General features: G+C 73.0%; 10 protein-coding genes. 8 read left to right on the top strand and 2 right to left on the bottom strand.

Translation table 11 applies throughout. From position 1 onward, the window contains the following. Positions 1-117 precede the first annotated feature (117 nt). The 5 genes from ACFWUY_RS28370 to ACFWUY_RS28350 all read left to right on the top strand — a co-directional run bounded on the left by ACFWUY_RS28370 (position 118) and on the right by ACFWUY_RS28350 (position 5,704). Positions 118-1,491: an MFS transporter gene (locus ACFWUY_RS28370; protein WP_384115565.1), complete on the top strand. Its 1,374-nt coding sequence runs from the start codon at positions 118-120 to the stop codon at positions 1,489-1,491. Positions 1,492-1,607: 116 nt separating this feature from the next. Next, the gene (locus ACFWUY_RS28365) at positions 1,608-2,594 is read left to right on the top strand and encodes a FecCD family ABC transporter permease (protein WP_384115562.1); all 987 of its coding nucleotides are present in this window, start codon (positions 1,608-1,610) and stop codon (positions 2,592-2,594) included. A gap of 3 nt (positions 2,595-2,597) precedes the next feature. Beyond that, positions 2,598-3,689: a FecCD family ABC transporter permease gene (locus tag ACFWUY_RS28360; protein ID WP_384115559.1), complete on the top strand. Its 1,092-nt coding sequence runs from the start codon at positions 2,598-2,600 to the stop codon at positions 3,687-3,689. 2 nt (positions 3,690-3,691) lie between these two features. Then, entirely contained in the window at positions 3,692-4,528 is an 837-nt protein-coding gene (locus ACFWUY_RS28355; protein ID WP_384115556.1) for an ABC transporter ATP-binding protein, read from the top strand. A 117-nt stretch (positions 4,529-4,645) separates the two neighbouring features. After that, on the top strand, positions 4,646-5,704 hold the full coding sequence (locus ACFWUY_RS28350) for an ABC transporter substrate-binding protein (RefSeq protein ID WP_384115553.1): 1,059 nt from the start codon (positions 4,646-4,648) through the stop codon (positions 5,702-5,704). Positions 5,705-5,773: 69 nt separating this feature from the next. Here the strand turns inward: ACFWUY_RS28350 and ACFWUY_RS28345 are convergent, their stop codons facing one another. After that, positions 5,774-5,977, bottom strand: coding sequence for an MbtH family protein (locus tag ACFWUY_RS28345; protein ID WP_384115550.1), 204 nt, complete (start codon positions 5,975-5,977; stop codon positions 5,774-5,776). Between the two features lie 61 nt (positions 5,978-6,038). Then, the gene (locus ACFWUY_RS28340) at positions 6,039-7,775 is read right to left on the bottom strand and encodes a (2,3-dihydroxybenzoyl)adenylate synthase (protein WP_384115547.1); all 1,737 of its coding nucleotides are present in this window, start codon (positions 7,773-7,775) and stop codon (positions 6,039-6,041) included. 204 nt (positions 7,776-7,979) lie between these two features. Here ACFWUY_RS28340 and ACFWUY_RS28335 point away from each other — a divergent pair, with 204 nt between their 5' ends. The 3 genes from ACFWUY_RS28335 to ACFWUY_RS28325 all read left to right on the top strand — a co-directional run bounded on the left by ACFWUY_RS28335 (position 7,980) and on the right by ACFWUY_RS28325 (position 14,651). After that, positions 7,980-11,498 (top strand): amino acid adenylation domain-containing protein, encoded by a 3,519-nt coding sequence (locus ACFWUY_RS28335; protein WP_384115544.1) that lies wholly within the window; start codon positions 7,980-7,982, stop codon positions 11,496-11,498. After that, positions 11,491-13,770: a salicylate synthase gene (locus tag ACFWUY_RS28330; protein WP_384115541.1), complete on the top strand. Its 2,280-nt coding sequence runs from the start codon at positions 11,491-11,493 to the stop codon at positions 13,768-13,770. Before ACFWUY_RS28335 ends, ACFWUY_RS28330 begins: the two co-directional genes overlap by 8 nt. 176 nt (positions 13,771-13,946) lie before the next feature. Further along, positions 13,947-14,651 carry a 4'-phosphopantetheinyl transferase family protein gene (locus ACFWUY_RS28325; protein WP_384115538.1) on the top strand — a complete coding sequence of 235 codons (705 nt, stop codon included), beginning with the start codon at positions 13,947-13,949 and terminating at the stop codon, positions 14,649-14,651. Positions 14,652-14,785 lie beyond the last annotated feature (134 nt).

Here is a 14,785-nt window from a genome sequence, read left to right as displayed (position 1 = left end):
ACGTCCCCTCAACCTGACTGATGGGCCGAACCATAACTTAGGATAGCCTTATCTTGCTATCGTGGGCCCGCTCGCCGGGCCACCGCCTCGGCGGGGGAAACCCAGAGGTGGAGGATCGTGTTGCGCATCAGAGAACTGGCTCTGGACCTCTCGCCGTTGCGGGCCGGCGGCCCCCTCGGCCTGGTCCTCGCCACCCGCGTGCTCGCCCTCCTCTGCATCGGACTCACCTCGGTCGGTGTGGTCGTACAGGTCTACGAGCAGACCGGATCGTCGGTCCAGGTGGGCGCCGTCAGTCTGGTGCTGGGCGCGGGACTCCTGCTCGGCTTCCTGGTCGGCGGAGTCCTCGCCGACCGCAGGGATCGCAGGGCGCTGATCCTCGTCGGCAGCGGCTGGGCCGTCGTCACCTTCGTCGCCCTCTCGGTGAACGCGGCGGCCGACAGCCCCGCGCTGTGGGTCGTCTACGTCTCCGGCACCCTGTTCGGTTTCACCGAAGGCGTCGCGGAGACAGCGCTCACCGCGGTCGTGCCCACCTTCGTGAGCGAGGAGCACATACCCGCCACGGGCGCGCTCGTCACGGTCACCACCACCCTCGGATCGATCGCCGGTCCCATGCTCGGCGGTGTACTCATCGCCGGACCCGGCCTCGCCACCACCTTCGGTCTCGCGGCTGCCGGCACGGCGATCACCACGCTGCTGCTCACCCGCCTCGGGCCCATGCCGCCGACGGACGCGGAGCCGACGGGTGCGGAACCCGCGGGCGCGGATGTGCCGAAGGCCGCCGCGGCCGCGGAACGGCCCGGGGCGCTGGAGTCCCTGCGGGAAGGGTTCGCCTTCATCAAGGGCAGCCGCGTCGTCGCCGCCGTGCTCGTCGTGGACCTGTGCGCCGCGCTCTTCGCCACGCCGACCGCTCTCTATCCGGAGTTCGCGGAAGAACGGTTCGGAGGCGGCCCCGAGTTGGTCGGCGTGCTCACCACCGCTCCGGTGATCGGCGCGACCGTGGCCTCGCTCGTCTCCGGCTGGACGGGCCGTACGCGCCATCAGTGGCGGGTGCTGTGTGCGGCGGTGGCCGTATGGGGTCTGGCCTGTGTCGGGTTCGGCCTCAGCCCGCTGCTCGGCTTCGGCCTGTTCTTCCTCGCCCTCGGTGGCATGGCCGACACCTTCTCGGAGATCATGCGCCGTACGCTGCTGATGCGGCACACCCCGGATCCCCTCCAGGGCCGGGTGAGCAGCCTCTGGCTCGCCCAGGCCATGACCGCGCCGGCGCTGGGCGGCGTCCTGGCCGGCCTCGCGGCCTCGGCCGTCGGGCCGTCCACAGCCGTCGCCGCGGGTGGCGCCCTGTGCGTCGCGGCCCTGTGCCTCGTCGCACTGCTCTACCGCCGACTCTGGCGGGAAAGCGGCGAGTCGACCGTACGGGAGGACGACGACACGCAGGACGTTCCGGCAGGTGGTGGCGGGCCGGGGAGTAACAGTGACGCAACGGCGGCCACCTGAGCCTTGATGGCTGGTACTTAGGTATGGCTATCCTTTGCTTCGTGCTTCCGTATTCGCAGAACCGGTCCGCGGCGTCGCCCGTTCGACCACCCGCGACGGTTCCGCGACGGACCTCCGTGCACCTCGTCGCCGTCCCCGTGTGCCTGGTCGTGCTCGGGCTGCTCTGCCTGTGCTCCATCGCCCTCGGCACCAAGTCGATCGCGCCGGAACGCGTCCTCGAACTCCTGTGGAGCCCGGACGGCTCCGAGGAGTCCGGCATCGTCCATCAGATGCGGGTGCCCCGCACCGAGTTCGGCCTCGTCGTCGGCGCCGCGCTGGGCGTGGCGGGAGCCCTGATGCAGGGTCTGACCCGCAACCCGCTCGCCGACCCGGGCATCCTCGGCGTCAGTGCCGGAGCCTCCCTCGGGGTCGTCCTCACCACCGGCCTGCTCGGCATCACCGCTCCCCAGGGCTATGTGTGGTTCGCCTTCGCCGGGGCCCTGGCCGCGATCGCACTCGTCTACGCCCTCGGCAGCGCCGGAAAGGGCGGGGCGACACCGGCGAAACTCGCGCTCGCCGGCGCCGCCGTCACGGCGCTGCTCCAGTCCCTCGTCAACGCCGTCCTCCTGTTCGACGCCGCGGCGCTCGGCGACTTCCGCTTCTGGGTCGTGGGTTCACTGACCGGACAGCCGGCCGGGGTCCTCGTCGACGTGCTGCCCTTCATCGCCGCCGGAGCCGTGCTCGCCGCCACCACCGCCCCCGCGCTCAACAGCCTCGCCCTCGGTGAGGGCGTCGCCACGGCCCTGGGCCGGAACGTCGGCCTGGTGCGGCTGCGCGGCGCCGCCGCCGCCACGCTCCTCGCCGGAGGCGCGGTGGCCCTGTGCGGGCCGATCGCCTTCGTCGGCCTGGTCATCCCGCACATGGCCCGCTCCTTCACCGGTCCCGACCACCGCTGGATCATGCTGTACTCCGCGTTGCTCGGACCCAGTCTGCTGCTCGCCGCCGACATCGCCGGACGCCTCGTCGCCCGGCCCGACGAACTCCACGTCGGCATCGTCGTCACGGTGATCGGAGCGCCGTTCTTCATCGCGCTGGTGCGCCGCCGCCGACTTCGGGAGCTGTGAGCCGTGACCGTCACCGTCACCGACACCACGCCCGGCGCCGCCGCCGTCCGCAAGGCGGGCGGGGTGGTGATACGTCTGCCCCGGATCGGGGCCTCCTGGATCGTCCGGCCGCGCAGCGTCCTCGTGAGCCTGCTGCTGGCCGCCGCGGTGGCCGCGGCGTTCGTCGTCGAGGTCGCCTTCGGCGAACTCGACCTGCCGCTCCCCGACGTGGTCCGCAGCCTCGCGGGTGGCGGCGACCCGACGACCGCCCTGGTCGTCCACAGCCTGCGCCTGCCGCGCGCCCTGGTGGGCCTGCTCTGCGGCGCGGCGTTCGGCGTCGCGGGAGCCGTCTTCCAGACGCTGACCCGCAATCCGCTGGCCAGCCCCGACATCATCGGCGTCTCCGCCGGAGCCGGTACCGTCGCCACCGCGGGGCTGCTGATGGGCATCGGCTCCGGGCTCGGCCTCCAGACCCTGGCGCTCATCGGGGGCCTCGGCGCTTCGGCGCTCATCTACGTGCTCGCCTGGAAGTCCGGCACCACCGGGTACCGCATCGTGCTCGTGGGCGTCGGCATCGCCGCACTGTGCACCAGCGCCACCAGCTACCTGCTTCTCAAGGCGGGCGTCTACCAGGCCCAGCAGGCCCTGATGTGGCTGACCGGAAGCCTCAACGCGCGCGACTGGGAACACGTCGGCCCGCTGGCCGTCGCCCTGGCCGTGCTCCTGCCGTGCGTGGTGCTGCTCGCGCCGTGGCTGGGCGGGCTGCAGTTCGGCGACGAGATGGCGAAAGCCCTGGGGCTGCCGGTGCAGACCGCGCGGATCGCGCTGCTCGCCGTCGCCGCCGCCCTGGTGTCGTTCGCGACGGCCGCCGCCGGCCCCATCGCCTTCGTCGCTCTCATCGCGCCCCAGATCGCCGTACGCCTCGTCGGTGTGCCGGGCCCCGCGCTGCTGCCGTCCGCCCTGGTCGGCTCCTTCGTGGTCCTGGCGGGCGATGTGGCGGGACGACAGCTCCTGCCGGGCACCGAACTTCCCGTCGGCGTCGTCACCGGTGTACTCGGCGCCCCCTGCCTGCTCTGGCTGCTCGGCAGGTCCAACCGCACCGGCTCAGGAGGGTGACCGTGGAGAAGCGATCGCAGGGGCTCGCCGCCGAGGGCCTGACCCTGGCGTACGACGGCCGCAGCGTGGTGAACGCCCTCGACGTGACCATCCCCGCCGGGCGGGTGACCGCGGTGGTCGGCGCGAACGCCTGCGGCAAGTCGACGCTGTTGCGCGGGCTGTCGCGGCTGCTCACGCCGAAGGAGGGCGCCGTCTACCTGGACGGCCGGCTCATCCACACCATGCGCGGCAAAGAACTCGCCCGCCGCCTCGGCATGCTGCCGCAGTCGCCCGTCGCGCCGGACGGCATCACCGTACTCGACCTGGTCAAGCGCGGACGCAGCCCGCACCAGTCGTGGTGGCGCCAGTGGTCGCCCGACGACGAGCAGGCGGTGTACGAGGCCCTCGAGGCCACCGGCCTGCTGGAGCAGGCCGAACGCAGCGTGGACGAACTCTCCGGCGGCCAGCGCCAACGCGCCTGGATCGCCATGGCGCTGGCGCAGGGCACACCGGTCCTGCTGCTCGACGAACCCACCAACCACCTCGACCTCGCGCACCAGATCGACATCCTCGACCTGGTCGTCGACCTCAACCGTGAGCAGGGACGGACCGTCGTCCTGGTGCTCCACGACCTCAACCACGCCTGTCGGTACGCCGACCACGTCATCGCCATGAAGGACGGACGGGTCGTCGCCGAGGGTGCCCCGGCCGAGGTGATCGACCGGGAGCTCATCGCCGAGGTCTTCGGTCTGAGCTGCACGGTCATCGAGGACCCGGCAGGAGGCGGCCCGCACATCATCCCGTTCGGCCGTCACCACGGCGGGCGGGCCGGGCACGAGCCGGCCGTCACCGCCCGCTGAATCCGCTCGCTCGATCCGCTCGTCACAACCGCTCGCACGACCGCGCCATCCCCCAGCACGAACACCCGCACCGCTCACCCTGCACGACCTGCGGCACGCCCGCTCGGAAGGACAGTCATGCCCCTCTTCAGAACTCCCGCCATCCAGTCCGGTCAGGCGGCCCCGCTGGACCGCCGCCGTTTCCTCGCCCTCGGCGGGGCGGTCGCCGCCACGGGACTGCTGGCCGCCTGCGGCGACTCGGACAAGGGCAAGGAACCCGGCAAGAACGGTTCCGACAAGTCCGCCTCCGGCCCGTGGACCTTCACCGACGACCGGGGCAAGAAGATCTCGCTGCCCAAGCGGCCCGAGCGGATCGTCGCGCAGTCCCACCCGGCCGCCGCCCTGTGGGACTTCGGCATCCAGCCGGTCGGCCTCTTCGGCCCGCAGAAGACCGCTGACGGCAAGCCCAGCCCGCAGATCGGCAACATCGACCTGTCGAAGACCACCTCGGTCGGCACGGCGTTCGGCGAGTTCCAGATGGAGAAGCTGATCTCCCTCAAGCCGGACCTGATCGTCACCATCGCCTACGGCCCGATGGTCTGGTACATCCCGGACGAGGTCTACAAGAAGGTCGAGGAGGTCGCCCCGGTCGCCGTCATCCAGCTGATGGGCGTCGCCGTGCCGGACGCCGTCAAGCGCTTCGGCGAGCTGGCCGCGGCGCTCGGCGCGGATCCGAAGAGCGCCGAGGTCGAGAAGGCCAAGGCCGACTTCGAGAAGGCCGCGGCGGGCGTCACCGCGGCCGCCCAGGCGAAGAAGGGCCTGTCGGTCGCGGTGGTCTCGGGCACGAAGGAGAACTTCTTCGTCGCCGACCCGACCTTCCACGGCGACGTGAAGTACTTCCAGCAGCTGGGCCTCGACATCGTCAAGCCGGCGAAGCCCGAGGCCGGCTTCGAGGCGCTCAGCTGGGAGGAGGCCGGCCGCTACAAGGCCGACCTGGTACTGGAGGACGCCCGCCCCGAAGGCGGTCTGACGCACCAGCAGCTCGGCGCCTATCCGACGTGGAAGGGCAGCCCGGCGGTCAAGGCCGGCCAGGTGTCGGACTGGCAGACGGAGACGCCGTTCACGTACCAGCGTTTCACCAAGGTGCTGAACGACCTCGCCACCACCGTGAGCAACGCCCGCACCAACGTGGTGTGACGCTCGCCCCGGTCGAACACAGCGGCCCCTGCCACGCGCGCGTGGCAGGGGCCGCTGTGCTTTTCCGGTCTACTGAGCGTCGATCAGGCTCTTCGGGCGCAGGTCGGTCCAGTTGGCCTCGACGTGAGCCAGCGCCTCGGAGCGGCTCACCGGACCGAGGACCGTCCGCCAGCCCTCGGGCGCGGTCCGGAAGGACGGCCACAGCGAGTGCTGGCCCTCGTCGTTGACCAGCACCAGGAAGGAGCCGTTCTCGTCGTCGAAGGGGTTGGTCATGGGGTGACGCCTTTCTCGGGGGTGGGGCCGTACGAGGAGAGGAAGCCGGTGCGCGGTGGGGTCAGGCCCCGTCGCGCTCGGCGAGCATGCGGCGCAGGGCCTTCTTGTCGATCTTCCCGATCGCGGTGAGCGGCAGGTCCGCGACCGTCTCCACCCGGTCGGGCAGCTTGAAGGCGGCCACACCGCGCTCCAGCAGGAAGGCCCGCAGCGCCTGGACCGTCGGCGTCGAGCCGCTGGGGACCACCACAGCGCAGATCCGCTCGCCCTCCCCGGCCGGGTCGGGCAGACCGACGGCGGCGCAGCGCCGGACCTGCGGATGGGCCGTGACATGGCCTTCGACCTCTTCGGCGGAGACGCTCTCGCCGTTGCGGTCGATGGTGTCCTTGACCCGCCCCTCCACGATCAGGTGTCCGGACGGGAGTCGGCGGACCAGGTCGCCGGAGCAGTAGAAACCGTCGGGGGTGAAGGCGGTGGCGTTGACCTCGGGGGCGCGGTAGTAGCCGCGCAGCGTGTACGGGCCGCGCACCAGCAGCTCTCCGGGCTCGCCGGGTGCGACGGGCCGGCCGTCCGCGTCCACGATGCGCAGCTCGTCGTCGGCGCTGAGCGGTCGGCCCTGGGTGAGGGCCACCGTCTCCGCGTCGTCGTCCGGGCGGGTGTAGTTGAGCAGGCCCTCGGCCATGCCGAACACCTGCTGCACCGAGCAGCCGAGCGCGTCGGGGATGGCGCGGGCCAGGTCGGCCGAGAGCTTCGATCCGCCGGCCTGGAGGACGCGGAGACTGGAGATGTCCGCGGGGTCCCACTCCGCCGCGTCGATCCACAGCGGGATCAGCGGCGGCACGAGCGCGGTGTGCGTGACGCGTTCCGCCTCGATCAGCGGGAACACGTCGCCGGGCGCCGGGGAGGGGGAGAGCACGACACGCCCGCCCACCGACAGGGTCCCCAGCATGCCGGGGCAGGCCAGCGGGAAGTTGTGCGCGATGGGCAGACAGGCGAGGTAGACCGTCTCGTCCGACAGCTCGCACGCCTCGGCGCTGGCGCGGGCGTTGTACCCGTAGTCGTTGTGGGTGCGGGGGATCAGCTTCGGGACGCCGGTGGTCCCGCCGGACACGAGGAGCAGGGCGACGTCCGCCGGGTCGGGTTCGGGGAAGTCGCGCGGCTCCGCGTCGATCTTCGCGAGCGCGGTGTACGGGCCCGGGTCGCCGGCCACCAGGACGTGCCGCAGCTCGGGCGCCTCGGCCTGTACGGCGGCGGCGAGTTCCCGGTAGTCGAAGGCGGCGTACTCGTCGGCGATGACGTACGCCACGGCCCCGGAGAGCCGGGCCAGGTGGCCGATCTCGGTGAGGCGGTGCGCGGGCAGGGTGAGGGCCGGGATCGCGCCGAGGCGGGCCAGCGCGAAGAACAGGACCGGGAACGCTCCGGTGTTGGGCAGCTGCACCAGGACGCGGTCGCCGGCGCGTATGCCGAGGTCCGCCAGACCGGCGGCCATCCGGTCGGCCCGCTCGTCCAGCTGACGGTAGGTGAGCCGTTCCCGCCCGGCCGCGATCGCGAGGCGGTCGCCGTACCGGGCCGTCCAGTCGCGGAGCAGGGCCCCGAGGGTCCGGCCGTCCCAGTGTCCGGAGGCCGCATAGCGGGCCGCGGTCTCCGCGGGCCACGGTGTCAACCCCGAAGGCAGGGGCGAGGGAGGCTCGGTGGCGATAGGGGTCACGTTCGGCTCGACTCTCGTGGCCGGAGGGCGGCTGGCGCTCCTCGCTGGTTTCCGCTCGTCATGGGGCGCGGAGACCGGGGGTATTCCCGGCATCCACAAACAGGTGTGGTTAGGTTAACCTAAGTCCCGTCGTTGCACACCTCCAGCCGCAAAGGGTGCTCCTGGTGTCCATTCCTGTCTGCTTCAGGGTGATTTGAGGACGGTTCACCGATCCTCGCGCCGAACGGTCCGGATGCCCACAACCGCCCGGAACGCGACTCTCATCACGACACGACGTCCCTAGGAAGAAGCCGCTTCATGCTGTCGATCGACGACCTCCGGCGTGTGGTCACCGAGTTGCTCGGCTCCGGTGCCGAAACCCCCGGCGACCAGGACAACCTCATCGAACTCGGCCTGGACTCGCTCAAGCTGATGAGGATCGCGGACCGCTGCCGACGGACAGGACTGGACATCGGTTTCGCCGACCTGGCACGGCGTCCCACGCTGGCCGGCTGGAGCGACCTGCTCACCGAGGCGGAGGGCGCGGCCGCGGCCGCTGCCCCGGCGTCCGACGACACCCTCTCGGCCGCCACCCCGGCGCCGACCGCCGTCTCCCCGGAGCCCAGGGACGGAGAACCGTTTCCGCTGGCGCTCATGCAGCACGCGTACTGGGTCGGCCGCGGCGGCTCCCAGGCCCTCGGAGCGGTGGCCGCCCACCTCTACACGGAGTTCGACGGCTCCGGCGTCGACCCCGCCCGCCTCGGTGCCGCCGTCGCGGCGCTGGCGGAGCGCCACCCCATGCTCCGCGCCCGCGTCCTCGACGACGGCCGCCAGGTCATCGGAGCGTGGACCGGTGGTACCGCGCTCCCCGTCCTCGACCTGCGCGACGCCTCCCGGCACGAGGTCGAGGAGCAGACCACCCGCCTCCGCGAACAGCTGTCGCACCAGCTGCTCGACGTCGAGGCCGGGCAGGTCTTCGACATCCGCGTCACCCTGCTGCCCGAAGGCCGCACCCGCGTCCACGTCGACGTCGACATGCTCGCCGCCGACGCCCGCAGCTACCGCACTCTCCTCGCCGACCTCGTCCACCTCTACGAGCGCCCCGAGCGGCCCCTGCCGCCCCTGGACTACACCTACGCCCAGTACCTGGCCGAGCGCCGCGCCCAGCCGCCGCGCGACCAGGACGTGCGCTGGTGGCGCGAGCGTCTCGGCGAGCTGCCCGGCGCCCCCACCCTGCCCGCCCGCCCCGAGGCCGAGCGCGGCGCCGTGCACCGGGTGACCCGCCTCCACCACTGGCTCAGCCCCGAACAGCGAGCCCGGCTCACGGACCAGGCACGGCATCACGCCGTCACCCCGGCGGTCGCCGCCGCCACCGCCTTCGCCGAGGTCCTCGGTGCGTGGAGCGGCGAGCCCAGGTTCCTGCTCAACGTCCCGATGTTCGACCGCCGTCCGCTCCACGCCGACGTGGACCGCCTCGTCGGCGACTTCACCAGCTCGATCATGCTCGACGTCGACCTGACCGAGACCCGTACCTTCGCCGAACGGGCCGGGGACGCCCAGGACCGGATGCACCGCGCCGCCGCCCACTCCTCGTACTCGGGCGTAGAGGTACTGCGCGACCTCTCCCGCGAACAGGGCTCCCAGGTCCTCGCCCCCGTCGTCTTCACCAGCGCGCTCGACCTCGGCGAGTTGTTCGGGCAGGACGTCGAGCGCTGCCTCGGTGAACCCGCGTGGATCGTCTCCCAGGGCCCGCAGGTCCTCCTCGACGCCCAGATCACCGAGCTGCACGACGGCCTCCTCGTCAACTGGGACGTCCGCGCGGACGCCTTCCCGGACGGCACCGCCGAGGCCATGTTCGCCGCGTTCACCGACCTGATGGGCAGGGTGGCCGACGGCACCGCCTGGGACGTCCCCGTGGGGCCGCTCGCCACCGAAGCCCAGCTCGCCGTGCGCGCCGAGACGAACCGCACCGACGGGCCCATGCCCGAACAGCCGCTCCACCAGGCGTTCTTCGCCCGCGCCGCCACCACCCCGGACGCCCCGGCCGTCCTCGCCGCCGATTCGACCACCCTGACCTACGGTCAACTCGCCGACCGTGCTCTGCGGGTGGCTGGGGCCCTGCGGGCACGCGGCGTCGATCTCGGTGACGCGGTGGCGATCCGCCTGCCCAAGGGGCCCGACCAGCTCGTCGCCGTCCTCGGCGTCCACGCCGCCGGCGCGCACTACGTGCCGATCGGCGTCGAACAGCCCGCCGCCCGCGCCGAGTCCATCCGTGCCCGTGCCGGATTCGAGGTCGTCCTCGGCGCCGCCGACGGCGATGCCACCACCCTCCCGCTGGACGAGGCCGCCGCCTGGACCGAGCCCTTGGCCGCGCCGCTCTTCGCGGACGCCCGAGACGTCGCCTACGTGCTCTTCACCTCGGGCTCCACCGGCGAGCCCAAGGGCGTCGAGGTCTCCCACCGCGCCGCCGCCAACACCATCGACGACCTCGTCGAACGCCTCGGCCTCGGTCCTGCCGACCGCACCCTCGCGCTCTCCGCCCTCGACTTCGACCTGTCCGTCTTCGACGTCTTCGCCCCCCTGTCGGTCGGCGGGGCCGTCGTCACGGTCGACGAGCGGACCCGCAAGGACGCCACCGCGTGGACCGGGCTTGTCCGGCAGCACGCCGTCACCGTCCTCAACTGCGTGCCCAGCCTGCTCGACATGCTGCTCACCGCGGCCGAACACGACCCGATGGGCACCAGCCTGCGCGCGGTGCTGCTCGGCGGCGACTGGGTCGGCGTGGACCTTCCCGTACGCCTGCGCGCCCAGGTTCCCGGCTGCCGCTTCCTGGGCCTCGGAGGCACCACCGAGACCGCCATCCACTCCACGATCCAGGAGGTCGTGGGCGGCGAGGTGCCCGCGCGGTGGACGAGCGTCCCGTACGGCACCCCGCTGCGCAACGTCCGCTGCCGCGTGGTCGACGCCCAGGGCCGCGACTGCCCCGACTGGGTCGCGGGCGAGCTGTGGATCGGCGGTGCCGGGGTGGCCGACGGCTACCGGGGCGACGCCGAGCGGACCGCCGACCGCTTCGTCGAGATCGACGGCTACCGCTGGTACCGCACCGGCGACCGCGCGCGCTACTGGCCCGACGGGGCCCTGGAGTTCCTGGGGCGGGCCGACGACCAGGTGAAGATACGGGGCTTCCGCATCGAACTCGGCGAGGTCGAGGCCGCCCTGGCTCAGCACCCGGCCGTCCGCCAGGCCACCGCCCTGGTCCTCCGCACCGGGCCCGCGCCGCGCCTGTGCGCCGTCGTCGCCACCGGCGCGGGCGTGGGACTCGACGAGGACGACCTGAGGGCCGAGGCCGCCGAGCGGCTGCCCGTCCACATGCTGCCGGACACCATCGCCGTCCTGGACGAGCTGCCGCTGACCGCCAACGGCAAGACCGACCGCCGCGCACTGCGCGAACTGCTCGCCGCCCAGACCAAGGAAGGCGAGCGCGAAGCGGCGCGGTCCTCACTGGAGGAGGTCATCGCCCGGGTCTGGGCCGGTGTCCTCGGCGCGGACCGCGTCGGACGCCAGGACGACTACTTCCAGCTCGGCGGCGACTCCATCCTCGCCACCCGGATCACCGCACAGCTGCGCGAGGCCCTCGACACCGACGACGTGTCCGTCCACGACGTCCTCTCCTCCCTCACCGTCGCGGAACTCGCCCGGACCCTCGCGGTCCGCGACGCCGACGACCGGCTCGAACTCGTCGCCGAGATCTACCTGGAGATCGACTCCCTGTCGGACGAGGAGATCGACGCCCAACTGGCCGATGCCGAGGGCGATCCGGAACGCGCCGATGGCTGAGCCGCTCGCCGGCGCGGCGGCAGGCGCCGCGGCCGACGCCTGGTTCCGGCGGTACGCGCCCCGGCCGGACGCCCCGGCACGCATCGTGTGCTTCGGACCGGCCGGGGGCGCCCCCGCCTTCTACCGCGACTGGGCCCGGGCCGTGCCCGACGACGTCGAAGTGCTGTCCGTGGTCCTCCCCGGCCGCGAACGCCGCTTGGCGGAGCCCGCGCTGACCGACATGGCGGCGCTCGCGGACGCCGCCACCGCCGCACTGCTTCCGGTCCTCGACCGGCCGACCGTGCTCTTCGGCCACAGCATGGGCGCCTCGGTCGCCTTCGAGGTGACCCGCCGTCTGGAGGCGTCCGGCGGGCCCCGCCCCGCCGCCCTCGTCGTCTCCGGCAGGCCGAGCCCCCGTCGTCTGCTTGAGCGTCCCTCGCCCGTGGGGGACTACGACGACGACCAGATCGTCGCGTACCTGCGCGGCCTCGGAGGAACTCCGGACGAGCTGCTCGACGACCCGGAGGCGCGGGAGCTGATCCTGCCGCCCTGCCGGGCCGACTTCCAGGTCATCGGCCGGTACGCCCCCGAGCTCCGCCCCCGCGTCAGCACCCCGCTGCACGTCCTGCTCGGAGACCGGGACGAATCCGTCCCCACCTGGGACGCACCGCGCTGGGGCGAGGTCGCCACCCGGCTGAGCGGGACGCACGTCCTGCCCGGCGGCCACTTCTACCTGGTCCCCGAGCGGCCCGCCGTCATCGACCACGTGCTGCGGTCGCTCCACGGGGCCGGCGCGCCCGCCGCCGTACCCGCCGACCTGTCCCGCCCCACCGATCCCCACGAGGGAAACGCCCGCCACGCCGGACGATCCGACTCCGGGAAAGAGAGAGAAGCCGTGACCTTCGCCCCTGCCTACCACGAGCGCCGCATCACGCTGACCGGCGACGCGCTGAGCACCGCGGCGGCACTGTCGGAGACCTCGGCCGACGCCTACGTCCTCTACGAGAACCGGGGCGCCATCGGCTGGGCGGAAGGCGAGTACGGCACGGTCGTCGTCCGTTCCGGCGGGACCACCCTGCGCCTCGGCGACGCCGACCCGGTCGAGTTCCCCGCCGACCGCGGTGTGCTCCACGCGCTCGACCAGGCCCTGGCCGCCGTGCGGGTCGAAGGCTGGCGGGCTTACGGCTGGGCCGCGTTCGAGCTGAGCTACCCCCTGCACGGCCTGCCCGCCGCGCCCGGTGACACCCCGCTCGCCCACCTCGCCGTGCCCCGGCGCGAGGTCCGGATCGAGGACGGTGGCGCCCTGCTGCGCGTGCTGGACCCCGAGGACCTCGACGCGCTGGAGCGGCGGGTGCGCTCGGCGTCCGCCCTCGGCGGCGCGGTCGGCAGCGCCCGGCGGGTGACCGCCGACGTCGAGCAGCATGACGCCGACCTCTACCGGGCCTCCGTGGCGGCGGCCGTGGAGGAGATCCGCGCCGGCAACCTGACCAAGGTGATCCTCTCCCGCGTCGTGCCGGTCACCTCGCCCGTCGACCTGCCCGCCACCTACCTCGAAGGCCGCCGCGGCAACGACCCCGCCCGCTCGTTCCTGTTGCGTCTCGGCGACTGGGAGACGGCCGGCTTCAGCCCCGAGATCGTGGCCCGCGTCACGGGCGAGGACGGCCATGTCGTCGCCCAGCCCCTGGCGGGCACCCGCGCCCTGGAGGGTGACCCGGACGCGGATCGCGGCCGCCGCGCCGAGCTCTACCGCGACGAGAAGGAAGTCTTCGAACACGCGGTCTCCGTACGCCTGGTGGCGGAGGAACTGGAACAGGTCTGCACCAGGGAGTCCGTCGTCGTCGACGACTTCATGTCGATCAAGGAGCGAGGCAGCGTGCAGCACCTGGCTTCCCGTCTCTCCGGTTCCCTGGCCCGGGGCAGGACCGCGTGGGAGGCGTTCGGCGCCCTGTTCCCCGCGGTGACGGCCTCCGGCATACCCAAGGCCGAGGGCTGCGAGCTCATCCGCCGCGCCGAGCGCAGGCCCCGCGGGCTCTACAGTGGTGCCGTGCTCACGGTCGACGCGGACGGCACGGTCGACGCCGCCCTGGTGCTGCGCAGTGTCTACCGCCATGAGGGGCGGACCTGGATGCGGGCCGGCGCGGGCATCGTGGCGCACTCGACCCCGGAGCGTGAACTGGAGGAGACGCGCGAGAAGATGCGCAGCGTCTCGCGCTTCCTGGTCCCCGCGGCCGAGACCGAGGGAAGGTTCCTGACGTCCGCCCCGGACGAGCAGTCCGCAGCGTTGGCCCGCTGAGCTCGACGGGGAGGGACCGGGACGGTCGGTCGCGCGCGTCCGTGCGCGGTCGGCCGTCTCGTACGTCCGCACCCGATTCCCGACGGACGCGCGGTGACAGGAGAGTTGTGCAGTACGACGACAGTGGTGGCCCGCCCGGCTTTCCCCCGGGTCCTGGCCGACCGCACGCGGGAGCCGTGGAGATCTGGCGGTTTCACGCCGCCCCGGCCGAGGTGAATGCCGCCGAGCGCATGGCGGACCTCCTCGATCCTGAGGAGCGGCGGCGCGCGGCGGCCTTCCGGCGCCCCGCCGACCGCGGTCTGTACCTCGTCTCCCATGTGGGACTGCGGGTGCTCCTCGGAGCCCGGCTGGGTCTGACGCCCGAGTCCGTCCAACTGTGGCGCGCCGCCTGCCCGCTGTGCGGCGGCCCGCACGGACGGCCGGAGGCGGCCACCGCCCCCGACCTCCACTTCTCCCTCTCGCACGCCTGCGGAATCGCCCTGTGCGCCCTGGCCGGCACGCCCGTCGGCGTCGACCTGGAGGCAGCCGCCTCCGTACCGGACACGAGCCTGGTGCCGCATCTGCACCCGGCCGAGCGCGCCGCGATCGGCCGGGTGCCGGAGAACAGCCGCGCGGACGCCTTCCTGCGGTGCTGGGTCCGCAAGGAGGCGTATCTGAAGGGCATCGGCACGGGCCTGGGTGTCGACCCCGACACGGTCCACGTCGGCCTGGGCCCAGGGCATGGCGGCACGGAGTCTCCAGGGCCCGACGGCTGGAGGCTGGCCCCGGTGGCGGTGCCGCCCGGCTATGCCGCGGCCGTCGCGCTGCGCCATCCGGACGCACCCGCTGTCACGACCCACGTGGCCTCGCTCACCTCGCTCATCACGGCTTGCGCCGTGTAGAGGGACCAGGCGACGGGACAGCCGCGCGGGGGGGGCGCCCCCCCCCGCGGTGCCGCACGGCGCACGAGCGCCGGGTCTACCCGGCGCCCCCAACCCCCGCCCCCCGGGAGCGGTGTCTAATAAACCAAAACACA

This window comes from Streptomyces sp. NPDC058664, assembly GCF_042716635.1.
Lineage (GTDB): Bacteria > Actinomycetota > Actinomycetes > Streptomycetales > Streptomycetaceae > Streptomyces.
This window is presented reverse-complemented; position numbering and strand designations above follow the sequence as displayed.